Annotated in this window: 19 protein-coding genes; 15 read left to right on the top strand and 4 right to left on the bottom strand. The window is 72.0% G+C overall.

The features are described 5' to 3' along the window. Nucleotides 1-126 precede the first annotated feature (126 nt). Both DFP74_RS01300 and DFP74_RS01295 read right to left on the bottom strand, forming a co-directional pair. Nucleotides 127-885, bottom strand: coding sequence for an ABC transporter permease (locus DFP74_RS01300; protein ID WP_233570752.1), 759 nt, complete (start codon nucleotides 883-885; stop codon nucleotides 127-129). A gap of 32 nt (nucleotides 886-917) precedes the next feature. Then, nucleotides 918-1,697, bottom strand: a complete 780-nt coding sequence (locus DFP74_RS01295; RefSeq protein WP_121180023.1) for an ABC transporter ATP-binding protein — start codon at nucleotides 1,695-1,697, stop codon at nucleotides 918-920. A 260-nt stretch (nucleotides 1,698-1,957) separates the two neighbouring features. Here DFP74_RS01295 and DFP74_RS01290 point away from each other — a divergent pair, with 260 nt between their 5' ends. The 8 genes from DFP74_RS01290 to DFP74_RS01255 all read left to right on the top strand — a co-directional run bounded on the left by DFP74_RS01290 (nucleotide 1,958) and on the right by DFP74_RS01255 (nucleotide 11,516). Further along, nucleotides 1,958-3,349, top strand: coding sequence for a PP2C family protein-serine/threonine phosphatase (locus tag DFP74_RS01290; protein ID WP_121180022.1), 1,392 nt, complete (start codon nucleotides 1,958-1,960; stop codon nucleotides 3,347-3,349). A gap of 133 nt (nucleotides 3,350-3,482) precedes the next feature. Continuing rightward, nucleotides 3,483-5,054, top strand: a complete 1,572-nt coding sequence (locus DFP74_RS01285) for a cation:proton antiporter family protein (RefSeq protein ID WP_121180021.1) — start codon at nucleotides 3,483-3,485, stop codon at nucleotides 5,052-5,054. Between the two features lie 171 nt (nucleotides 5,055-5,225). Beyond that, complete coding sequence (locus tag DFP74_RS01280) at nucleotides 5,226-6,533, top strand: glycoside hydrolase family 6 protein (RefSeq protein WP_121180020.1); 1,308 nt, start codon at nucleotides 5,226-5,228, stop codon at nucleotides 6,531-6,533. 197 nt (nucleotides 6,534-6,730) lie between these two features. Then, complete coding sequence (locus tag DFP74_RS01275; RefSeq protein WP_121180019.1) at nucleotides 6,731-7,567, top strand: siderophore-interacting protein; 837 nt, start codon at nucleotides 6,731-6,733, stop codon at nucleotides 7,565-7,567. A 240-nt stretch (nucleotides 7,568-7,807) separates the two neighbouring features. Further along, on the top strand, nucleotides 7,808-8,638 hold the full coding sequence (locus DFP74_RS01270; protein WP_121180018.1) for a hypothetical protein: 831 nt from the start codon (nucleotides 7,808-7,810) through the stop codon (nucleotides 8,636-8,638). Beyond that, the gene (locus DFP74_RS01265; protein WP_121180017.1) at nucleotides 8,635-9,843 is read left to right on the top strand and encodes a glycosyltransferase family 4 protein; all 1,209 of its coding nucleotides are present in this window, start codon (nucleotides 8,635-8,637) and stop codon (nucleotides 9,841-9,843) included. Before DFP74_RS01270 ends, DFP74_RS01265 begins: the two co-directional genes overlap by 4 nt. Nucleotides 9,844-9,880: 37 nt before the next feature. Next, nucleotides 9,881-10,123, top strand: coding sequence for a fibronectin type III-like domain-contianing protein (locus DFP74_RS01260; RefSeq protein ID WP_158612950.1), 243 nt, complete (start codon nucleotides 9,881-9,883; stop codon nucleotides 10,121-10,123). A 91-nt stretch (nucleotides 10,124-10,214) separates the two neighbouring features. Continuing rightward, entirely contained in the window at nucleotides 10,215-11,516 is a 1,302-nt protein-coding gene (locus DFP74_RS01255; RefSeq protein ID WP_121180015.1) for a DUF5685 family protein, read from the top strand. A 39-nt stretch (nucleotides 11,517-11,555) separates the two neighbouring features. On the opposite strand, the gene DFP74_RS01250 is transcribed toward DFP74_RS01255, so the two are convergent. Continuing rightward, nucleotides 11,556-13,217, bottom strand: a complete 1,662-nt coding sequence (locus DFP74_RS01250) for an ATP-binding cassette domain-containing protein (protein ID WP_370013472.1) — start codon at nucleotides 13,215-13,217, stop codon at nucleotides 11,556-11,558. A 316-nt stretch (nucleotides 13,218-13,533) separates the two neighbouring features. Here DFP74_RS01250 and DFP74_RS34850 point away from each other — a divergent pair, with 316 nt between their 5' ends. Then, nucleotides 13,534-13,665, top strand: a complete 132-nt coding sequence (locus DFP74_RS34850) for a hypothetical protein (protein WP_255499276.1) — start codon at nucleotides 13,534-13,536, stop codon at nucleotides 13,663-13,665. Nucleotides 13,666-13,709: 44 nt separating this feature from the next. On the opposite strand, the gene DFP74_RS01245 is transcribed toward DFP74_RS34850, so the two are convergent. Further along, nucleotides 13,710-14,528 carry an SAM-dependent methyltransferase gene (locus tag DFP74_RS01245; RefSeq protein WP_121180014.1) on the bottom strand — a complete coding sequence of 273 codons (819 nt, stop codon included), beginning with the start codon at nucleotides 14,526-14,528 and terminating at the stop codon, nucleotides 13,710-13,712. A 192-nt stretch (nucleotides 14,529-14,720) separates the two neighbouring features. On the opposite strand from DFP74_RS01245, the gene DFP74_RS01240 reads away from it, so the two are divergent. From DFP74_RS01240 to DFP74_RS01210, 6 genes are all read left to right on the top strand, one after another. Next, nucleotides 14,721-15,086, top strand: a complete 366-nt coding sequence (locus DFP74_RS01240; protein WP_147453795.1) for a hypothetical protein — start codon at nucleotides 14,721-14,723, stop codon at nucleotides 15,084-15,086. A 578-nt stretch (nucleotides 15,087-15,664) separates the two neighbouring features. Further along, entirely contained in the window at nucleotides 15,665-16,426 is a 762-nt protein-coding gene (locus DFP74_RS01230) for a MerR family transcriptional regulator (RefSeq protein ID WP_121180012.1), read from the top strand. A gap of 6 nt (nucleotides 16,427-16,432) precedes the next feature. Continuing rightward, nucleotides 16,433-16,732, top strand: coding sequence for a hypothetical protein (locus tag DFP74_RS01225; protein ID WP_121180011.1), 300 nt, complete (start codon nucleotides 16,433-16,435; stop codon nucleotides 16,730-16,732). A 140-nt stretch (nucleotides 16,733-16,872) separates the two neighbouring features. Further along, nucleotides 16,873-18,792 carry a S9 family peptidase gene (locus DFP74_RS01220; protein ID WP_121180010.1) on the top strand — a complete coding sequence of 640 codons (1,920 nt, stop codon included), beginning with the start codon at nucleotides 16,873-16,875 and terminating at the stop codon, nucleotides 18,790-18,792. A 609-nt stretch (nucleotides 18,793-19,401) separates the two neighbouring features. After that, on the top strand, nucleotides 19,402-21,288 hold the full coding sequence (locus DFP74_RS01215; RefSeq protein WP_121180009.1) for a S9 family peptidase: 1,887 nt from the start codon (nucleotides 19,402-19,404) through the stop codon (nucleotides 21,286-21,288). A 54-nt stretch (nucleotides 21,289-21,342) separates the two neighbouring features. Beyond that, the gene (locus DFP74_RS01210; protein WP_121180008.1) at nucleotides 21,343-22,074 is read left to right on the top strand and encodes a DUF3159 domain-containing protein; all 732 of its coding nucleotides are present in this window, start codon (nucleotides 21,343-21,345) and stop codon (nucleotides 22,072-22,074) included. Nucleotides 22,075-22,166 lie beyond the last annotated feature (92 nt).

Genomic DNA, 22,166 nt, shown 5'->3' with positions numbered 1-22,166 from the left:
TGCGCGCCAGGCCCGCCCGATGAGGCCACGGCGGTAGGCCTCGCTGACCGCCGCGGCCCGGTCGCGGACACCGAGCTTGTCGTACACGTGCTGCAGGTGGGTCTTGATGATGTGCTCATCCCCCGCTCACTCCCACCGGAACAGCTTCGCCGCCGCCGCGGCGGCCACCGCGGCGATCACCGCCATTATGGCCAGCTGCGCGAGTGGTCCGGTGCCCGAGGCGTCCGCGTCGCCCGACCAGGTGTCCAGCAGGAGCTGGACGCCCGGCGGCGTGACGTCGCCGAGGCGCACCAGGACGTCGGGCATGAAGACCCGCGGCAGGAACAGGCCGCCCACCAGCATGACCACCATGTACAGGGCCATCGACAGCCCGCCCGCCACCCGGGCGCTGGGCGCCACGGCCGCGGCCAGTACGCCCAGGGCCACCAGGGACGCGGTCCCGACGAGGAAGGCGGCGCCGAAGAGCAGCGGCTGCCGGGGCAGGGGCACGTCCAGGACCAGCCAGGCGGTCAGCACGAGCAGGGCGGCGGAGACGAACACGGCCGCGACCACGGCGATGAGCTGCGCGGCCAGGACCAGTCCCGGGTGCACGGGCGTGGTCGACATCCGTCGCAGCACGCCGTTCTCCCGGTAGGAGGCCAGGACGGAGGGCAGGTGCTGGATGCCGAGGACGCCCATGGCCAGGATCAGGGCGGTGGGGGCGAAGGTGTCGATGAAGCGCAGGCCGCCGAACTCCGGGGCCGGCTCCCGCAGGACCGGCAGGCTCCCGAGGCCGAGGAGGATCAGCGTCGGCAGCAGGACGCCGAAGCCCACCGTCATCGGCTCGCGCAGGACGAGCTTGACCTCGGTCGCGGTCAGGTGGCGCAGGGCGGACACGGTGGACACGGCGGAACCCTTCGTGTGGGGTGTGCGGGCGCTCATGACCGGAGTCCGTTCCCGGTGAGGGTGACGAACGCTTCGTCCAGGCTTGCGTGCTCGACGCGCAGATCCTGGGCGATCACGTGGTCGCGGGCCAGGGCGGAGGTCACCGCGTACACCAGGTTGCCCTGCCCCGTGATCCGGACCTGGGTCCCGGTGCGGTGGACCGAGGTCACCTCCGGGAGCGCGCTGAGGGGCCGTTCGTCCAGGTCGCGCGGCGCGCGGAAGCTGATCCGCTGTTCGAGCCGGGCCCGGGCGACCAGGCCGCCGGGGGTGTCCAGGGCGGCGATCCGGCCCTCGTCCACGAGGGCGAGCCGGTCGCAGAGCCGCTCGGCCTCGTCCATGAAATGGGTGACGAGCACGATGGTGACGCCCGAGTCGCGTACGCGCTCGATGAGGTCCCAGGTGGTGCGCCGCGCCTGCGGGTCCAACCCGGTGGTGAGCTCGTCGGGGTCGGCCGACTCCCGGTAGAAGGAGGCGTACAGGCGCAGGGCCTCACCGGCCCTGAGCCGACCGGGCAGGGCCGACTCCTGGAGCTGGGCGCCCAGGTTCTCACGCAGTTCGGCGCGGTCCCGGCGCGGGTCGAGACCGAGCACGCTGATCGTTCCGCGGTCGGGTACGCGCAGGCCCTCGACGCACTCGACGGTGGTCGTCTTCCCCGCGCCGTTGGGCCCGAGGATCCCGAAGATCTCCCCCTCCTCGACGGAGAAGGACACGTCCTGGAGGACGACCTTGTCCCCGTACCGCTTGTGCAGGTTCTTGACGTCGATGATCGGCATGGGAGGAGCCTCTCCCGGGTGGAGGGTCCCGCGGATCGCCCACCCGGCCACGGGATCGGCCGATGGCGGTATCCACCGATCGGTGGACGCGCGCGCCCTCGGCCGGTTCCGCGACCCGGTGACCAGGCGACATGCCTGGTGAGGCTTCCGAAGGACCGGACAGGGGAAGGGCTCGGGGAGAGGGATGCGAGTGACGGCACCTCGCCCGACGCGGGCCGGACCGGCCGGCGACGGTGCCGTATCCGGGGGAAGAGGTGGCCATGGTGCCCGAGGACAAGGACAACGCCGCGTCGGAGGCGTCCGCCGAGGGCGGTCCGCTCCACCGCGGGGCGGCCGCCGTGCGGTGGCCGGTGTCGGAGGGGGCGGGTTCGCTTCCGGGGCTCGGCGAGGACCCGGTCCTGACCGGGGTGGCCGAGCAGGTCCAGGAGCTGGTCCGCACCCAGGTCAGGATGCGGTCGCTGCTGAGTGCGGTACTGGCGCTCGGCCAGGACCTGGAGCTGGGCGCGGTCCTGCGCCGGGTGGTGGCCGCCGCGATGGAGCTCGTCGGCGCCAGGTACGGAGCGCTCGGCATTCTGAACGACCACGGCGACGGGTTCGCGGAGTTCATCCCCCTCGGCCTGGACGAGGAGGAGGAGCGGGCCCTGGCCGGTGTGGACCACCCGAGCGGCAAGGGGCTGCTGGGCAGCATGATCCACCGGAACGCGCCGCTGCGGGTCGACGACATCGGCGCGCACCCCGACGCGGTGGGCTTTCCCGCCGGCCATCCGGCCATGCGTTCCCTGCTCGGAGCGGCCGTCAAGGTCCGCGGGCGCACGTACGGCGACATCTACGTGTCCACACGCAGGGACGGGCGGCCCTTCGACCGGCGCGACGAGGAGGTGCTCACGGCGCTGGCCGGTGCGGCGGGGATCGCCATCGAGAACGCGCGCCTGTTCGAGGAGGTCCGGACCAGCGCGGAGCGCTTCCAGCGCCTGCTCCTGCCGCGGGTGCCGGACCTGGCGCCCTTCGAGGTCGCCTCGGTCTACCGTCCGGCCGACGCCGGGCTGGGCGGCGACTGGTACGACGCCCTCCGGCTGCGCGACGGCGCCTGTGTGGCGGTGATCGGCGACGTGATCGGCCACGACCTGGTCGCCGCGGCCTCGATGGCCCGGATCCGGAGCAAGCTGCGGGCGCTGGTCTATGACCGGCACACCTCGCCCGGCGCGGCGCTGTCCAGCCTCGACCGGATCCTCCTGGCGACCGAGGAGGACGCGGTCACCACCATCAGCCTGGCGCGGATCGAGCCGGTCGAGGACCGGTGGGACCTGTGCTGGAGCACAGCGGGCCACCTGCCCCCGCTGGTGCTGGCCCCGGGCGGGGACGCGCGCTACCTGGAGGCCGAACCCGGCCTGCCGCTCGGTGTCGACCCCGACGCCGAGCGGCCGGACCACCGGTATCCGATGCGGCCCTCGTCCACCGTCCTGATGTTCACCGACGGACTGGTCGAGCATCCGGACCACTCACTGGACCGCGGTCTGGGCCGCGTGGCGGAGATCGCCGCCGCCTACGCCGACCGTCCGGTGGCGGACCTGTGCCGGGCCGTGACCGAGGACGCGCCCGGCGACGGCCACGACGATCTGGCGGTGCTCGCCGTGCGCGTGCCCCAGCGGTGACGCCGGTCGCGCGGCGCCACACCGGGTCCGGAGCGGGAGCCTGCTTCACTCCGCTTTGACCGGTCGGAGAGGATCGGGGCAGGAGGAACACGAGTAGACGTGGCCTCGACCGATCGCGACGGAGCAGCCGACCATGGAACCCGCGTTCATCCTCGCCGCGTTCACCGGTGGATTCGCCGCCCTGGCACTCCGCATGCCGCCCCTGGTGGGCTTCCTGGCGGCGGGGTTCGCCCTCAACGCGCTCGGTTACCGGGCCACCCCCGAACTCGACGCGCTGGCCGGCTTCGGCGTCGTCCTGCTGCTGTTCACCATCGGACTGAAGCTGGACGCGCGCTGGCTGCTCCAGCGCCAGGTGTGGGCGACCGCGACCGCGCACATGGCGGCCTCCGTGGTGCTGGTCTCGGCGGTGATCGGCGTGCTGCGGTTCGCGGGCCTGGCACTACTGGAGGGCACGGGTTGGCGGACGCTGCTCCTGCTGGGCTTCGCCCTGTCCTTCTCCAGCACGGTCTTCGCGGTGAAGGTCCTGGCGGCGCGCAGCGAGTCCGGGTCGCTCTACGGGCGGCTGGCGATCGGCGTGCTCATCGCCCAGGACGTCTTCGCGGTCGCGTTCCTGTCCACCACCTCCGGTTCGCCGCCGAGCCCGTGGGCACTGCTCCTGGTTCTGCTGCTGCCCGCCGCGCCGGTGCTGCGCGCGGTCCTCGACCGGGTCGGGCGAGGGGACATGCGGGTGCTCTTCGGCGTGTTCGCCGCCCTGGTCGTCGGCTACACCCTGTTCGACCTGGTGGGGATCAAGGGCGATCTGGGGGCGCTGGTCGTCGGCCTGTTGCTGGCCCCCTCCGGGAACGCGGCGCCCCTGGCCAAGTCGCTGCTGTCGGTCAAGGACCTCCTGCTCGTCGGCTTCTTCCTCAGCATCGGCCTCACGGGGCTGCCGGACGCCGGAGCACTGGGCGTGGCGGTCCTGCTCCTGCTGCTCATGCCGCTCAAGGGCGCCCTGTTCACCGCGCTGTTCCTGTGGTTCCGGCTGCGCGCCCGCACCTCACTGCTGGCGGGGCTGACTCTGAGCAACTACTCCGAGTTCGGACTCATCGTCGGTGCCCTGGCCGCCTCCCATGGGTGGCTGTCGGACCGGTGGCTGGTGGTCCTGGCCGTGGCGGTGGCGCTGAGCTTCGCCGTGTCCGCGCAGCTGAACGCCGCGGGGGAGTCCGTCTACCGCGCCATCGGGCCCTGGCTCGTGCGCCGGGAACGGGCCGACCTGCTGCCGGGCGACCGCCCCATCGAGATCGGTGACGCCCGTGCGGTGATCCTGGGCATGGGTCGGATCGGGTGCGGTGCCTACGACCGTCTCGTCCAGGTGCACGGGACCCCGGCGGCCGGGGTCGAGCACGATCCGGCGACCGTGGCCCGGCTCCGGGACAAGGGGTACCGGGTGGTGGAGGGCGACGCCACCGACTCCGACTTCTGGGCCCGGCTGAGCCTCCATCCGGAGGTGGAGCTCATCATCCTGGCCATGCCGCACCAGCGCGGCAACCTGGCCGCGCTGGACCAGTTGCGCGGCGACGGGGTCCGCGCCACGATCGCGGGCGTGGTCAACCACGAGGACGAGATCGCCGAGCTGCGGCGCCGGGGCGCCCACGAGGTCTACCACCTGTACGGGGAGGCCGGCCGCGCCCTGGCGGACGACGCCGTCGCCCACCCCCGCCGCTGAGCGCGCGCCCGGTGCGGTGGCGCGGACCGCGCCGGGTTGCGAAATACCGCGGTTACCCCCCTGGGGTCGAGCGGCTCCAGCGGGTAGCCTGCACGTCTGGGAGCGCTCCCAGACCTCGGGGGGACACGGGGGTGTCAGAGGATCGCACTGATACCGATCGAAGGAAGGTTCATGTCCCGCACACGTACAGCCATCGGAGCCGCGCTCGGCTCCCTCACGGCCCTCGTGGCCGGGGCGGCGCTGCTCGGCACGCCGTCCGCGGCCGCCGCCGAACCGGAGTTCTACGTCAATCCCGATACCTCGGCGGCCGTCTGGGCACGCGAGAACCCGGGCGACCCGCGGGCCGAGGTCATCGCCGACCGCATCGCCTCGGTCGCCCAGGCCACCTGGTTCACCGAGCACAACCCCGGCGAGGTCCGCGCCGACGTCGACGCGGTGGTCAGTGCCGCCGACGCGCGGGGCCAGGCCCCGATCCTCGTCGTCTACAACATCCCCGGGCGCGACTGCGGCAACCACAGCGGCGGCGGCGCGCCCAGCCACGAGGCCTACCGGGCCTGGGTGGAGGAGGTCGCCGCCGGGCTGGAGGGCCGCCCCGCGACCATCGTCCTGGAACCGGACGCCCTGCCGCTGGTGAGCGCGTGCAGCGACCCCTCCGAGCTCCTGGCGTCGATGGCCCACGCGGGCCAGGCCCTGATGGAGGGCTCCTCCGAGGCGCGGGTGTACTTCGACATCGGCCACTCGGCCTGGCTGGACCCCCAGGAGGCGGCCGACCTGCTCAACGGCGCGGACATCGCCGACAGCGCCCACGGAATCGCCACCAACACCTCCAACTACAACTGGACCGACGACGAGGTCGCCTTCGCCGAGTCCGTTATCGCCGCCACCGGGGTGTCCGGCCTGGGGGCCGTGGTCGACACCAGCCGTAACGGCAACGGGCCCGCGCCCGACGAGGAGTGGTGCGACCCGCCCGGGCGGATGATCGGCACCCCCAGCACGACCAGTACCGGCCATCCGCTGGTCGACGCCTTCATCTGGACCAAGCTGCCGGGCGAGGCCGACGGCTGCATCGCGCCCGCCGGCCGGTTCGTGCCCCAGGCCGCCTACGACATGGCCGTGGACGCGCCCCCGGCGCCGACGGACCCCACGGAACCGGGCGAGGAGCCGACCGAACCGCCCGCGGACGGGGACTGCTCCGCGCGGTACGAGGTGGTCTCCGACTGGGAGGGCGGCTTCCAGGCGGCCGTGACCGTCACCGCGCACGCCACGATCGACGGCTGGACCGTGACGTGGGCCTACGCCGACGGCCGGCGCGTGGACCAGGGCTGGAACGCCGCCGTCACCTCCGACGGGGCTCGGGTCACCGCCACCGACCTGGGCTGGAACGGTGCGCTGGACACCGGTGACAGCGCGGAGTTCGGCTTCACGGGCACTGGAGCCGGCACCGGCGGAGCACCGGACCTGGAGTGCGTCGCCGACTGATCGGCCCCGCGATGGTGGGACGGGCCCTGGGTCCGTCCCACCGTCTTTTCTTCCTTCCAGGCGGCCGTCGCGGACGAGGTCTTCCCCTCACTGCCGCGGGACCCCTCCGGTGCGCGTGTTCCCGTACTGTGACAGCGTCCGCCCGCACCGCGTGCGGGCGCACGCCCCGAGCGTCCCCGCGAGGAAGGAAACATCCCATGGCCGCACGTCCTGGCCGCAGGAGCCCGCGGACCACGCACGCGCGCGTGGAGCGGATCGAACGGCTCACCCCGCACATGCTCCGCCTCGTCCTGGGCGGGCCCGGGCTCGCGGAGTTCTCCGTTGGGGAGTTCACCGACCACTACATCAAGCTGCTCTTCCCTCCGGAGGGTGTCACCTATTCGAGCCCGTTCGACCTCGCGCGGATCCGTGAGGAGTTGCCGCGCGAGCAGTGGCCGCTGATGCGCACCTACACCGTGCGCTGGTGGGACGCCGAGCGCCGGGAGCTGGCCGTGGACGTGGTGATCCATGGGGACCAGGGTGTGGCCGGCCGCTGGGCGGCCCGCGCCCGGCCCGGTGACGAGGTCCACTTCGCCGGCCCCGGCGGCGGCTACGCGCCCGACCCGAGCGCCGACTGGCACCTGCTCGTGGGGGACGAGAGCGCGCTGCCGGCCATCGCCGCCGCCCTGGAGCGGATGCCCGCCGGCGCGCGGGCCCGCGTCCTGGTGGAGGTGGCCGGGCCGGAGGAGGAGCAGAAGCTGGAGACGGCCGCGGACGCCTCGGTCACGTGGGTGCACCGGGGCGGGAGCCGGGTGGGTGAGCACCTGGTCGCGGCGGCCCGGGATCTGGACCTGCCGCCGGGTCAGGTCCACGCGTTCGTGCACGGGGAGGCCGGGTTCGTCAAGGAGCTGCGTCGGTGGCTGCGCGGCGACCTCGGGGTGCCGCGGGAAAGGTTGTCGGTCTCGGGGTACTGGCGGCTGGGCCTGAACGAGGACGGCTGGCAGACCGCCAAGCGTGACTGGAACCGGCAGGTCGAGGAGGAACAGGAGGCGTGAGCCCGTCGGCGCCGCGGGCGCCGGAGGGGGCGCCGCACCGCTGCTCCGCCGACCGCGTGCGCTCGCGCGGACCACGGTTCGGAAGGAGGCGTGGTGAACTTTAGGTTAATTAGACACGTTGTTCCCCATACTGGCCGAATATCACTCCATCCCCGCTCGTCGGGAGTGAGAGCCGCGTTCTGAGTCGTACCGGCGTGACGCCGGCGCCGGTGCGCGGTGCCGAAAGAAGATGGAGGTTCAGTGCGAGCAGAGCTCAGTCGGATCGACACCGAAGACGTTCTCGAACTTCGGCTCGAATCCGACCACGGGGGTACCGGGGCCGGTCTGGCCCTGCGTAAGACAGGGGACGAGGGTACCGCGATCCATGTCGGCCTGGAGTGGGAGGGCTCGCGTGCGCGTGCGCCCCTGGCCGGCCTGCCCATCGCCGACGGCGTCTGGGAGGTGTTGTGGGTCGACGGGGAGGGGCGCTCGGTCCCGCTCTCGACCCGCGACGCCGGCTTCAGCGTCGCCGAGCGGATCAGCTATCTCCGCGGCCGTCGCGAGCGCGAACTCCGCGCGCTGCGTGACCAGGACGGACGGCTGCGGGTCCACTCGGCCGCCGTCTCGCCCTACGCCGAGGTGGGCTGGGTGGAGGTCGGCACCGACGCCGGCACGGTCACCGTCTCGGGGGTGCTGGCGTATGAGTCCGAGCCCGAGCACGGCGGCACCGCCGCCGAGATCGTCGCCCGGCAGCGCGGCCTCGACGGGCTGCTGACCGCCCCGGCCGAGATCGACGGCGCGCGGTTCCGCTGCGTGGTCCCACTGGCGCCGGTCGCCGAAGCGCACGTGTTCGAGCGCAAGCACAACGAGTGGGACCTGTGGTTGCGCACGCACGACGAGCGCCCGGAACTGCGTCTGGCCATGCACGCCGACGACATCGTCGACAAGAAGCGCAAGATCGTCTACCCCACGGCGGTGGTGGACACGGGGGCAGGGAACGAAGGGGCCGCCCAGGTGCGGGTCCGCCCGTATTACACGGCCAAGGACGAACTCTCGCTCCTGGCCTTGGAGCACGACGGTGGTGCCCGGTGAAGATCGCCTTCGTCATCGCCAACGGCTACGGGATGGGCGGCACCATCCGTACCGTCTACAACCTGGCCGAAGGGCTGTCGGCCCGCCACGAGGTGGAGATCGTCAGCCTGGTCCGCAACAGGAAGAAGCCGTTCTTCCCCGTCCCGGAGGGCGTTGGCCTGCGGGGTCTGGCCTGGACCGGCGAGCCGGGCCAGGGGGTGTCCTCGGCCCGCCTGGGGCTCGTCGGACGCCTGGCGATCCGGCACGGCACGGCCGCGCTGATCGGTGAGACCGAGGCCCGGCGGGAGAACTTCTACCCGCCGACGGCCCTGGGAGCGCTGCGCCGCTACCTGAGACGGACCGACGCCGACGTCGTCATCGGCACCCGGCCCGGCATCAACCTCCTGTTGTCCCGATGGGCGCCTGAACGGGTCCTGGCCATCGCACAGGAGCACGTCAACCTGGCCGACCACTCCGAGGAGCTGCGCGGGCAGATCGAGCGGGCCTACTCGCGGCTCGACGGCATGACCGTGCTGACCGAGGCGGACCGCGCGGCCTACCGCGGCTTCCTGGAGATGCCTTCGGACTGGCTGACCGCGTTGCCCAACCCGCTGCCGGACCGCGACTACCCCAGGTCCGCGCACGACAACCCGATCATCGTCGGCGCCGGCCGGATGGCGCCCGTGAAGCAGTACCCCAAACTCGTCGAGGCCTTCGCGGTCGTCGCGGGCAAGCACCCGGACTGGCGGCTGCGCATCTACGGCGGGGGGAGCAAGGACGGTGCGCTGCGCCGCAAGATCACCGAGCTGGGCCTGAACAACCAGGTCACCCTGATGGGACGCACCAAGGACCTCACCGGGGAACTGGCCAAGGCCTCGCTCCTTGCGGTCAGCTCCCGGGTGGAGGGCTTCGGCATGACGATCGTCGAGGGCTTCTCGGTCGGCGTGCCCGCGGTGAGCTTCGACTGCCCGCACGGTCCCCGGGAGATCATCGCGGACGGACAGGACGGGCTGCTCGTGCCCGACCAGGACGTGGACGCGCTCGCCGCCGCGATGCTGCGCCTGGTGGAGGACCGCGACGAGCGGATGCGCATGGGGCGGGAGGCCGTGAAGTCGGCGGGCCGCTACGCCATGGAGCCCATCGTGCGCCAGTGGGAGGAGTTCATCGAGCAGCGCTCGGCCGCGGCCGGTGCCCGTGACGGGAGCCGGGCACGCCGACGGGGGTAGGGGCGCCCGGGCGGGTGACCGGGACGGTACCACGGTCGTGCAGGTCTACGCGGGCCTGCCGGACTCCGCCGACGCCGCCCCGGCCCGGCTCGCGGCCTTCCGCGAGGTCGCCCTCGCCCCCGGTGAGCGCGAGCGCGTCGAACTGACCGTGTCCCCGGACGATCTGCGGTGCTGGGACGAGGACGCCGGTGAACCGCGCCTGCGTCCCGGCCTGTACCGGATCCGCGTCGGTACGTCCTCGGCCGACCTGCCCCTGGAGCGCTCGATCCGCCTGGGCTGACCCCGCAACCAAGAGGGCGGTACCGGCGTCGTATCCCGCTGGAGCCGACGGAGTCCCGCGGCCCGTGCCCTCAGGAGAAGAGGTCCCGCCCGTGTTCGGAATCCTGCGACCGTGCCGCCACACCCTGGCCGACGGACTGGCCGAGGAGTGGATGTCCCATATGTGCGGGCTGTGCCTGGCGCTGCGCGACGACCACGGACAGGCCTCGCGCGTGGCCACGAACTACGACGGCCTGGTGGTGTCGGTCCTGACCGCCGCCCAGTCCGAGCAGTGCGCGAGTACGCGCACGGCCGGGCGCTGCCCCCTGCGCGGGATGCGCTCGGCCGAGGTCTTCGACGGCACGGGCGCGCGGCTGGCGGCGTCCGTGTCCCTCCTGTTGGCCTCCGCCAAGATCTCCGACCACATCGAGGACGGGGACGGGCTCTACGGACGCCGCGGCGTGCGCGCCCTGGCCGGGAGGGTGGCCGAGCGCTGGCGGCGCGGCGCCCAGGAGTCGGGCGCCGGGCTCGGCTTCGACGGAGCCGCGCTGGTCGCGGTCGTCGACCGGCAGCGGGAGGTCGAGCTCGCGGCGGGACCCGGCACCGACGTGTTGGCGGTGACGCGCCCGACCGAGGAGGCCACGGGCGAGGCGTTCGCGCACACCGCGGTCCTGGCCGGACGCCCGGCCAACGCGGCACCGCTGCGGGAGGCGGGACGGCTCTTCGGGCGGGTCGCGCACCTGCTCGACGCGGTCGAGGACCGGGAGGAGGACGCGGCGAAGGGCGCCTGGAACCCCATCAGCGCCACGGGGACCAGCCTTCGCCGCGTCCGCGCCCTGTGCGATGACGCCGTCCTGGGCGTGGGCCTGGCTCTGCGGGAGGCCGAGTTCGACGACGACCGCCTGGTGCGCGCGCTCCTGGAGCGGGAGCTGCGGCGCGCCGTCGGGCGCGCCTTCGGTCACGGCGGGCACCCGGGGCCTGGGCATGGGAACCCGGGACACGGGCAGGGGCACCCCGGCCAGGGGCACGACCACCAGCCCTACCAGCGGCACCACCGCCGCCAGGGCGCGGACCACGGCTCCGCCCACGGGGGCGGGTACGGGGGAGACGACGGGTCCGGCGGACCCGGCGACGGCTCGGGAGGCGGATCCGGGCCGGGTGGGGGCGGAGGCGAGAAGGGCAGGGTCTGCTGCGATTCCTGCTCGTGCCAGACGCCCCGCGCCGAGCTCCCGCCGAGGAAGCGGGACGTGTTCTCCGGCTGCGCCGTCGCGCTGTTCATGTGCTCCACCTGCCAGTTCTGCTGCCGCGACCCCCACCCGGGACCGTGGACGGGCAAGCCGCGCAGCGCCTGGTGCAACGTGTGTGATTGCTGTACCTGCTGCAACTGCTGTGAGTGCTGCAACTGCTGCGACTGACCGGGCGGTCCGGTGCGACCGCACCGGACCACCCTCCGGTCAGGCCCGCACTCCGCCGGAGTACGAGCGGTCGGCCGCCGTGGACGCCGCGGGCTCCAGCGCGAGCCGCTCCCACGCACCGACGTCGCGCCGCAGCTGCCGGTCGTGGGTGGCGATCACCACCGCCGCCTCGGCCGTCCGGAGCCCTTCGGTGAGCTCGTCGACCAGGGCGATCGACAGGTGGTTGGTCGGCTCGTCGAGCAGCAGGACGTCCGGACGGCACGCCAGCGCCATCGCGAGGTCGAGCCTGCGCTGCTGCCCCATGGACAGATCGCGCACCGGCTTGCCCGCGTCGGCGGACGAGAGCAGCCCGAGGGAGCTCAACGAGGCCGTCTCGCCCTCTCCGACCACCCCCTGGCCGGAGAGTCGGCCCATGTGGACCGCGAACACGTCATGTGCCCGCCGGGACCCCGCCCGCGGCGACTCCTGAGCCAGCAGGCGCACCCGGGCGGTCCGGGCGGCACGGACACCGCCGCCGGTCGGTTCGATCCGGCCGGCGAGCACGGCCAGGAGCGTCGACTTGCCCGCTCCGTTGGCGCCCGTCACGACCAGCCGCGAACCGGACTCGAGGGCGAGGGTGACCGGCTGGTCCAGCCGGCCGGCGACCGTGACCTCGTCGGCCCGCACCAGGGTCACGCCGGGACGCGTCGGCAGCTCCGGCATCCGGAACCGCATCGGGGGCGGCGGCATGGTGACCGCGTGCGCCTCCAGTTCGTCGCGTCGCCGGTGGACCGAGCGCACGAGCCCGGGCGCGCGCGTGGCCCGCTGGTGCTTGCCGGTGCCCTTGTCGGGGCGCCAGCCGCTGACCAGGCGGTTGCGCGCCTCGGACAGGTCCTGCGTGAGGCGCGCGTGCTCGGCCCGCTGCTGCTCGTACTCCGCCGCCCAGCGCTCGCGCTCGGCGCGTCGGCCCTCCTGGTACCCGGCGAAGCCCCCGCCGTAGACGCGGGGCCTGCCGTCGCGGGTCGGATCGAGGTCGAGCACGGTCGTGGCCACGTCCGACAGCAGGGCGCGGTCGTGGCTCACGAGCACCACGCCGTTCCCGTGCTCGCGCAGCCGGTCGGTCAGGAAGTCGAGCCCGGCCGCGTCGAGGTGGTTCGTGGGCTCGTCCAGGAGCAGGAAGTCGTGCGAGGCGCCCAGAAGGCAGGCGAGCCGCACGCGGTAGCGCTGCCCGACCGAGAGCTCGGCGAGCGGCCGCGACCGGTCGGTGACCGCGCCCAGGTGGTCCAGGGCGAGGTCGACGCGCCGGTCGGCGTCCCACGCGTCGAGCGCCTCGGCGGCGCTCAGGGCCGCCGCGTACCGTTCCGCGGCCCGGGTGTCGCCGTCGGCGAGCCCCGCGGCGCCGGCGTCGAGCGCGGCCAGGGCCGCACGGGCCTCGGCGAGCTCGTCGTCGACCAGGTCGCCGATCGTGCGGCCGTCGGCGGCACTCATCTCCTGCTCGGCGACGCCGAGGGTGCCGATCCGCCGCACGGTCCCGGCGTCCGGTTCGAGTACCCCGGCGAGGATGTGCAGCAGTGTGGACTTTCCGCGGCCGTTCTCGCCGACGACGCCCCACCGCGAGCGCGGGGTGACGGTCATGTCGACGCCGGAGAGGACGGTGCGGCCGCCGCGGACGATGTGAATGTCCTGGGCGGTGAGCTGGGCCCGCTCTCCGGCGGGCAGCATGGATGTGGGGTCGAGGGTGACCAAGGTTCCTCCGAACAGAGCTCCGCCCGACGCGGTCACCGCGGGGCTGGGGAGCTCGTCGAGCTGACGGGCGACCCGGAACGGGGCAGAACACACGTCTGGCGCCCGTGGCCACCGGAGGGTGGGGACGGGCGCTGGGGCTCGAATCAGAGGTACAGAGGCAGATGCACGCGGGCACCTTATCAAACCGCGAATAAAAATAGACAAAAGTGATGAAACGGTTCAGATCAGACCGTGGTCGCGGGCGTGCACCGCGGCGTGGGGCTACACGATCGCCCTGCCCGCGCTCGCGGTCGTGGCCCCGCTGCCGGACTCACCGCTGTCCATCGCCGTCCACGTGCTGGCCGGGGCGTCCGTGGCCTGGCTGGCCGTGGTCCTGTGCGCCGGGGCCGAGGTGCCCGCGCCCGCCGTGGCGGCGGCGGGCTGACCGTGGGGCCCGCCCCCGCGTCGAACGGCCGGGGCCGCGGCCCGTCAGGGTTTGCGCGCGACTCCGCAGTACTGGTCCATGCCGCGGCGGACGCCGACGTCGATGGGGTGCGGCCGCCACAGGGGGCAGGGGACCACGCCGGGGTCGAGCAGTTCCAGGCCCTCGAAGCGGGCGGCGATCTCGTCGGGTCCGCGCAGCAGGTACGGGACGTCCCCCTGCTTGTTGCCCACCTCGATGGCCTGGTTGTACGCCTCGTTGGTGTTGGTGCCGTCGTAGCTCGCCAGGTAGCTCCCGGACGGCAGGGCGTCCAGGAGCCGCCGCACGATCGGCAGGACCTCCTCGTCCGGGATGTGGCCGAGGATCCCCATGAGCATGAGCGCGATGGGCTGGTCGAAGTCCAGTGTCCCGGCCGCCTGCCGCAGGATCGTGTCGGGATCGCGCAGGTCGGCGTCGATGTAGTCGGTGACCCCCTCCGGGGCACTGACCAGGAGTGCGCGCGCGTGGGTGAGGACGAGGGGGTCGTTGTCCACGTAGACCACGCGGCACTCCGGAGCGACGGCCTGGGCCACCTCGTGGGTGTTGTTGGCGGTGGGTATCCCGGTACCGATGTCCAGGAACTGGCGGATGCCCGCCTCCCCGGCCAGGTGGGTGACCGCCCGGACCAGGAACTCCCGGCTGGTGCGGGCCAGGTCCACGATCTCCGGGAAGTGCGCGGCCACCTGGTCGCCGGCCGCCCGATCGACGGGATAGTTGTCCTTACCGCCCATCCAGTAGTTCCAGATCCGGGCCGAGTGGGTCCGGGTGGTGTCGATGCGCGTCGAACGGCCGGCGTCCGTGGCCGGGGGAGTCGCGTCGTCGGTCATGGGGCGTCCACCTCGATACGGGATCGCCGCGGAGCGGTGCGCCAGGTGCTCGCACACCCGAAAGCCCGACCACGGCGGGGGTCTGGGGTCGCACCGATCGTAGGCGACCGCGCGAGCGCCGAAGGAGTCGGCGGCCTGGCCGATACCGGCGAGAACCTGTCCAGGGCACCGCGTACGGGGGACAATCGACCCATGAGACGCAAGCGGGTTTGGGCCACGGTGCTGGCCGTCATCGCCGTCGTGTCGGGCGGCCTGTGGGCTCTGACCGTCCTCTTCCCCGGATGGGGGCTGAACGAGCTCAACCAGGTCTCCGGCATCGCCTCCCTGGCCGTGGGCGCGGCGTCGCTCCTGGTCGGTGTGTGGGCCCTGGTCTCCGCCCCGGCCGGCGGGGCGGCCCCGGGCGCGCGGCCCGTCGAGAATTCGGTGGTCGGTGACGTCTCGGGCACCGTCGTGCAGGGCGACCACATCGACTTCTCCGGCGGCACCTTCCACGGCGAGGTCGTCGGCAAGAGGGAGGACCGCCGCCCCGGTCCCCAGGACGGCCCCGCGGGTCGGTGACCGGCCCCGCCCTTCCGACGACCGCGTCGGAAGGGCTCCGGACACGCGAAAGGCCAGAGCCGAAGCTCTGGCCTGCGGTGATGCTGGTGGGAGATACAGGACTCGAACCTGTGACCTCTACCGTGTCGAGGTGCTGGTGTCGGATTCGGTGGTGTCGGGCGCGCTGCTGTCGGAGGCGCTGGTGTCCGATGACGCTGGCCGATGCCGAGCACAGCACAGCCCGTCACCGGGATGGCGAGCGCCAGCAGCAGCGCTGCCAGATGGAGCTTCACCCGCCCTCGCCGGAACAGGTTCCTACGGAGAGGCTCCGTGTCGTTGGTCGGTCCCTCGGTGTGCATGGCGGCAGAACTTTCTCAGTGGTGGGTGGGACGATGCTCCGAACGGGAACGGTCATGGAATCGCGACCGAATCGGGCACGAGAGGCCTTGGACGCCCTGATGGACACCGCCCGGGAGCACCGCGCTCGGCTGCCGAGGAGCCAGGCGGGCTGATCTCTCGACCTTCCCGCCTGCCCTCCCGTCTGCCGGGTGTGATCGCCCCGCATGCGCCGCGCGGCCTGAACTCCGAGGAGCCGTCCGATGCTCAGCAGTGAACTCGCCGAACTGGCCGGTGTCACCGTCCGCACACTGCGCCACTACCACCAGATCGGTCTGCTGCCAGAGCCCCCGCGCTCGACCGGGGGCTACCGGCGCTACGACGTGGGCGACCTCGTACGGCTCCTGCGGATCACGAGGTTGACCGCGCTGGGCATACCCCTGTCCGCGCTGCCTGCGGTGCTGGATGATCCGGCGGCCGCGGAGGATCTGCTGGACGAGCTCGACCGCCAGGCGGCCGCCGAGATCGAACGGCTCAACGCCAGGCGGGCCGACATCGCCGCCCTGCGCAGCAGCGGTTCCCCTCCCGACCTGCCGCCGGAGCTTTCGGTACTGCGCTCCGGCCCCGAGGCCGGAATGCCCGAGGACATGGCCCGCCACGAACACGAACAGCTGGTCCTGCTCGGACACCTGCTCGGTGAGCACGACTCGGCGGGACTCACCGCCCTGCTCAGCGGGGTGGACAGGGAGATGCTCGCGGGGATGGAACCGCTGACGGCCCGGTTCTACGCCCTGGGACCCGACACCCCGGACGACGAGGTCGCGTCCTTGATCGAAGACTGGGTCACCGGGCTGAAGCCGCTGTCAGAGCAGCTGGCCAGTGCGCCCGCGCCCGACCCGAAGGTCTCGGCGCTGCTGGACGAACTGAACGAGCGGGCCCTCAAACCCATCCAGCACCGGGTACTGCGCCGGATCCTGCAGCTGTTGGAGCACGGGCAGCGGCCGACCGGACCCGAGCAGAGCTGAACGCACGTGATCGACATCTACTCACTCGTTCTCGCTGGACTGCTCGTGGCGATGTCGACCGTGGGCGACCGGTTCGGCCGGCGGCGGAACCTGCTCCTCGGCGCGGTCGTGTTCGCGCTCGCCGTCCTCGAGCTCTCCAGGAGCGCCTTCACCGAAGCGATCACTGTCACCGGTCTCGCCGGTGCCGGGGTGATGGCCTTCGCCGCGATCTGGGCCCTGGTCACGCTCCGGGGCGCGTCGGCGCACCAGGACCTCGCGGCAGAGCACGAGCGCGAGAACGGACTCGAGCACGGGATCAGGCACTGACCCCGCGACCGTCTGTTCGCCTTCGAAGCAGCCCCACCGCCGCCCCAGTGATGCAGATCACCCCAATCCACCTTGAGTCGGACGCGACGTCGGAGTTTTGAATCAGGGCTGTCCGCGTCCATCGACCAGGAGGATCCGTCATGATCACCCCATCGAAGCTGATCGCCGTCGAGGAGCTCTTCAACCCGCCCGCCCGCAGCCGGGCCGTGCTCTCCCCGGACGGCACCAAGGTCGCCTACCTCGCCCCGTGGCAGGGGCGGCTCAACGTGTTCGTCCGTGACCTGGACTCGGAGTGGGCCACCCCCGACGACGTCGAGGGCTCGGGGGCGCGACGCGTCACCGCCAACGCCCAGCGCAACATCGAGGCCGCCTTCTGGTCCGCCGACGGCCGCTACCTGCTCTTCCAGCAGGACAAGAACGGCGACGAGAACGCGCACCTGTACCGGGTCGACCTGACCTTGCCCGAGGTCCCCGAGGTGGACCTCACCCCCTATGAGGGGGTGCGGCTGCTGGGTATGAACCTGCACCCGGACCAGCCCGGGACGGTGTACGTGCAGCTGAACAAGCGCCGCCCGGACCTGGTCGACCTGTTCGCACTGGATCTGGACACCGGCGAGCTGACCGCGGTCGCCGAGAACCCCGGCGACGTCTTCACCTGGGTGGCCACCGGCAGCCGGGTGCTGGCCCACAGCATCGAGGAGAACGGCGACCATGTGGTCTCACAGTGGAACCAGGGCGAGCGGCGCCCGATCGCGCGGTTCCTGGGCACCGACTCGCCCGTCGGGGTGACGCCGATCGTGCCCACCCCGGACGGCAACGGCCTGTGGATCGGCTCGGCCGAAGGCTCGAACCTCATCCGCCTGGTCCACCTGGACCTGGAGACCGGTGAGCAGACCGACGTGGACAGCCACCCCGACTTCGAACTGGACACCCCCCGCCCCGAGGCCGACGTGCGCTACCCCTCCTCGGTGATCGTGCACTCGACCACCGGAGAGCTGCTCGGCGCCCGCTACCTGGGCGCCCGTCAGGAGATCCACCCGCTCGACGAGCACTTCGCCCAGGTGCTGCCGCACCTGGCCGAGCTCTCGGACGGGGACCTGGCGTTCGTGTCCAATGACAGCACCGGGCAGCGTTGGGTGGTGGACTTCAACCACGACCGCGATCCCGGCGTGACCTGGTTCTACGACCACACCACCGGACAGGCACGTCGTCTGTTCCGGCCCTTCCCGCACCTGGATCCGGCCCAGCTGGCCCCGGTCGCCCCCGTCACCATCACCGCCCGCGACGGCCTGTCCCTGCCCGTCCACCTCACCCTGCCGATCGGCATCGACCAGCGCGACCTGCCCACCGTGGTGCTGGTGCACGGGGGACCGTGGTACCGCGACAGCTGGGTCTACGACCCCGAGGTGCAGCTGCTGGCCAACCGCGGCTACGCGGTACTCCAGGTCAACATGCGCGGCTCCACCGGGTACGGCAAGGCCCACACCCAGGCCGCGATCGGCGAGTTCGCGGGCAAGATGCACGACGACCTGATCGACGCCGTGGACTGGGCCGTCGCCCAGGGCTACACCGACCCCGCCCGGGTCGGTATCTACGGCACCTCCTACGGCGGCTACTCGGCCCTGGTGGGAGCCGCGTTCACCCCGGACCGGTTCGCCGCCGCGGTCAGCTACACCGGCATGTCCGACCTGGCCGAACTGGCCGAAGGGATCGTGCCGTTCGCACGTCGCGCCCTGGTGAACAACTACCTGCGCTACTTCGGCGATCCCGAGATCCCCGAGCAGAGGGCCGACATGCTGGCTCGCTCACCCATCAGCCGGGTCGACGACATCACCGCGCCGGTGCTGCTCATCCACGGCGCCAACGACGTCCGCGTGGCCCGCCGCCACGCCGACCGGGTCTTCGAGGCTCTGCGTGCCCGCGGTGCCGAGGTCGAGTACCTGCTGAACGAGAACGAGGGCCACTGGTTCATCAACGCCGACAGCAACATCGAGTTGTACGGCACGCTCGAGCGCTTCCTCGCCCGGCACCTGGGCGGCCGGTCCTCGACCACGTCCTGACCCGCCATCCACCGGGGTCCCGCAACCACACCAGGCGGAACCCTGGCAGGCTGCCTCAACTCCAGCGGAGTTTCACGTCGACTCCGAACTCCGAAAACACACCGAGATTGTGGAAATCGACCCTGGCGGCCCAACTCTTGGCGAGGGTGTTGATGTATCAACTACTTGTTGTTAGCGTGATGCCCAGATCGAACCAGATCGTCCCCGGAGCACCGCAGGCCGACGGAAGGGGGCACCGTGATGACGGAGGTGGGCATGAGTGGCGGATCCGGAAAGAGGACGTACGAGTCAGCCGGTTGCCGACCATCCTCGACCCACCCGGATCCGTCCAGTCCGGCGGGAACCTTCCCCACCAGCGCCCATGCGCACTCAATTAGTTGACTAGTCATCCAAAACATACAAGTGTGCGCCTGATCGAAAGGCGTCAGAAGGAGGACACATGGCTGTCGAAGTGAGTGACGTGCACCAGTGACACCACGTCACGCCCTCACCCGCACAAACGGCATACGGAGGCGTTGACGCGGGGCACTACCCGGCGAACGGCCCGACGACTTGAATCGCAGTACACCCCGACCACCGGCGACGCCGCGGATGCAAGGACCGGACAACATGGCACTTCCCAAACTCCACACCATCGAGGACCTCTTCGACTCCCCGCGGCGCACCAACGCGTCGATCTCCCCGGACGGCACCCGGATGGCCTTCCTCGCGCCCTGGAAGAACCGGCTCAACATCTGGGTCCAGGACCTCGGGGACGGATCCGAGCCGCGGGCTGTCACCGCCGACGAGACCCGCAGCGTGCAGAGCTTCGAGTGGGCCGACGACCCGCGCTGGCTGCTCTACCTCCAGGACGACGGCGGGGACCAGAGGTGGCACCTGTACCGAGTCGACCTCGACACCCCGGGGTCGGAGGCGGTCGACCTCACTCCCTTCCCCGGGGCGACGGTCATGGGCTTCGGCCCCTCCCCGGTCCGCCCGGGGAAGGTGACCCTGCTGCTCGACACCCGAGCCGCCGGGATGTTCGACTCCCATGAGCTCGACATCGCCACGGGCGAACTCAGCCTGCTGGCCGAGAGCCCCGGCCCCGGAAAGATCTGGGTGCAGGCCGGGGACGGCGCGTTGTTCCTGTCCGAGCTGACCGCCGAGGGCGACGTGGGGTTCTCCCGCCGCGACCCCGCCACCGGGGAGCCGCACAGGGTCCTGGAGTGGAAGGGCGCCGACTACCCCGTGGGGTCGCCGTGGCAGATCACGCCGGACGGGACCGGCCTGTGGATCGTCTCCAACCGCGCTACCGACCGCACCCGCGTGGTCCGGGTCGACCTGGCCACCGGCGAGGAGACCGAGGTCGACAGCCATCCGACCTTCGACGTCGACGCGCGCATGATGGTCAACCCCGCCGTGCCCGATCCGCTGATCCGCGACCATCAGGGGGAGCTTCTGGGGGTGCGCTACCTCGGCGAGCGCCAGGTCGTTCACGCCCTGGATCCGCACTTCGCCGAGGTCCTGGCCAATCTGGAGAAGCTCTCCGAGGGTGACCTGTCCCACGTGTCCTTCGACCGGGAGGGGCGGCGCTGGGTCGTCTCCTTCGAACACGACCTGGACCCCGGTGCCACCTGGTTCTACGACCACGCCACCGGCGAGTCCCGACTGCTGTTCCGGCCCTTCCCGCACCTGGACCCGCGGACACTGGCGTCGATGCGCCCGGTCACCATCACCGCTCGCGACGGTCTGACCCTGCCCTCCTACCTCACCCTGCCAGTCGGTGTGGAACCGAAGAACCTGCCTCTGGTGCTGCTGGTCCACGGCGGTCCCTGGTCCCGCGACTCCTGGGGGTACTTTCCCCCGGCCCAGCTGATGGCCAACCGCGGCTACGCGGTGCTGCAGGTCAACTTCCGCGGCTCCACCGGGTTCGGCAAAGCGCACACCCAGGCCGCGATCGGCGAGTTCGCGGGCAAGATGCACGACGACCTGATCGACGGGGTGGACTGGGCGGTGGCCCAGGGCTACGCCGACCCGGACCGGGTGGCGATCGTCGGCGGCTCCTACGGCGGGTACGCGGCGCTGGTAGGGGTCACCTTCACTCCGGACCGCTTCGCCGCGGCCGTGGACGTCGTAGGGATCTCGGACCTGGCGAACTTCATGCGGACCCAGCCCCCGTTCGTCCGGCCCGGCCTGATCAACAACTGGTACCGGTACGTCGGCGACCCCGAGATCCCCGAACAGGAGAAGGACATGCTCGCCCGCTCGCCGATCACCCGGATCGACCAGGTCCGCACCCCGCTGATGGTGGTACAGGGCGCCAACGACCCGCTGGTCGTCAAGGCAGAGTCCGACAACATCGTCGCATCCCTGCGCTCGCGCGGCGTGGAGGTCGAATACATGGTCGTCGAGGGCGAGGGCCACGGGTTCGTGAACCCCGAGAACCAGATGGCCGTGTTCGAGGCCGCCGACCGCTTCATCGCCCAGCATCTGGGCGGACGGTCCGGGCGGAGCTGACCGCCGCACACCGCACCTCACCACCCCGGCGAGCCACAGGCAGGAGCACCCGAAGTGAACTTCCACGAACCCACACGCGACGTCACCGAGCAGCCCAGGACCGCGAACACCGATCACCCCGGCCTCAACGACCGTGACGGCCGCGCCGAACCGCCCGCGGACCTGAAGCAGGAGGTGCTCAAGGGTCTGGGCGGAGTGTCGGGAATGGTCTACTCAGCCCTGCCGGTCGTGGTCTTCGCCGCGACCGTCCCCTTCATCGCCCTACCCGCCGCGATCAGTGCCGCCATCGCGTTGGCCCTGATCCTGGGCGCCTACCGGCTGTGGCGAGGGGAGCAGCTCATGCCCGCGCTGGGCGGGGTGATCGCCGTCGCGGCCGCCGGCGGCATCGCGGCCTCCACCGGCTCGGCCAACGACTTCTTCCTGTTCGGGATCTGGAGTTCCCTGGTCCTGGCTCTGTTCACCCTGAGCACGGTCCTCGCCCGCCGCCCGGTGACCGGTCTCGTATGGAACCTCCTCCACGGCAACACCCGCCCCTGGCGTCAGGACCGACCTTCGCTGCGGGTGCACGACCTGGCCACGCTGGCGGTGACGACCGTGCTCGCCGCCCGGTTCGTCGTACGGCAGTGGATGTACCTGGCCGACTCCACCACCGGGCTGGCCGTCGCCGACACGGTGACCGGGTTCCCGCTCACGGTGGTGGCGGTGCTCGTCATCGTCTGGGCGTTCCGACGTACCACCAAGCGGCTGGTCGCGCCGGACGGCTCCGCGGCCGAGCCGCGGCGCTGACCGGTTCGTCCCCAGCGGCTCCGTGCTTCACGGAGCCGTCCCACCAGCTCGCGCCTGCCCACAGTCCCGGGCACGCGCGACCAACTCCTTGA

The organism is Nocardiopsis sp. Huas11, assembly GCF_003634495.1.
Classification (GTDB): Bacteria; Actinomycetota; Actinomycetes; order Streptosporangiales; family Streptosporangiaceae; genus Nocardiopsis.
Note: the sequence above shows the minus strand (reverse complement) of the source record. Positions and strands in the feature narration are given on the sequence as shown.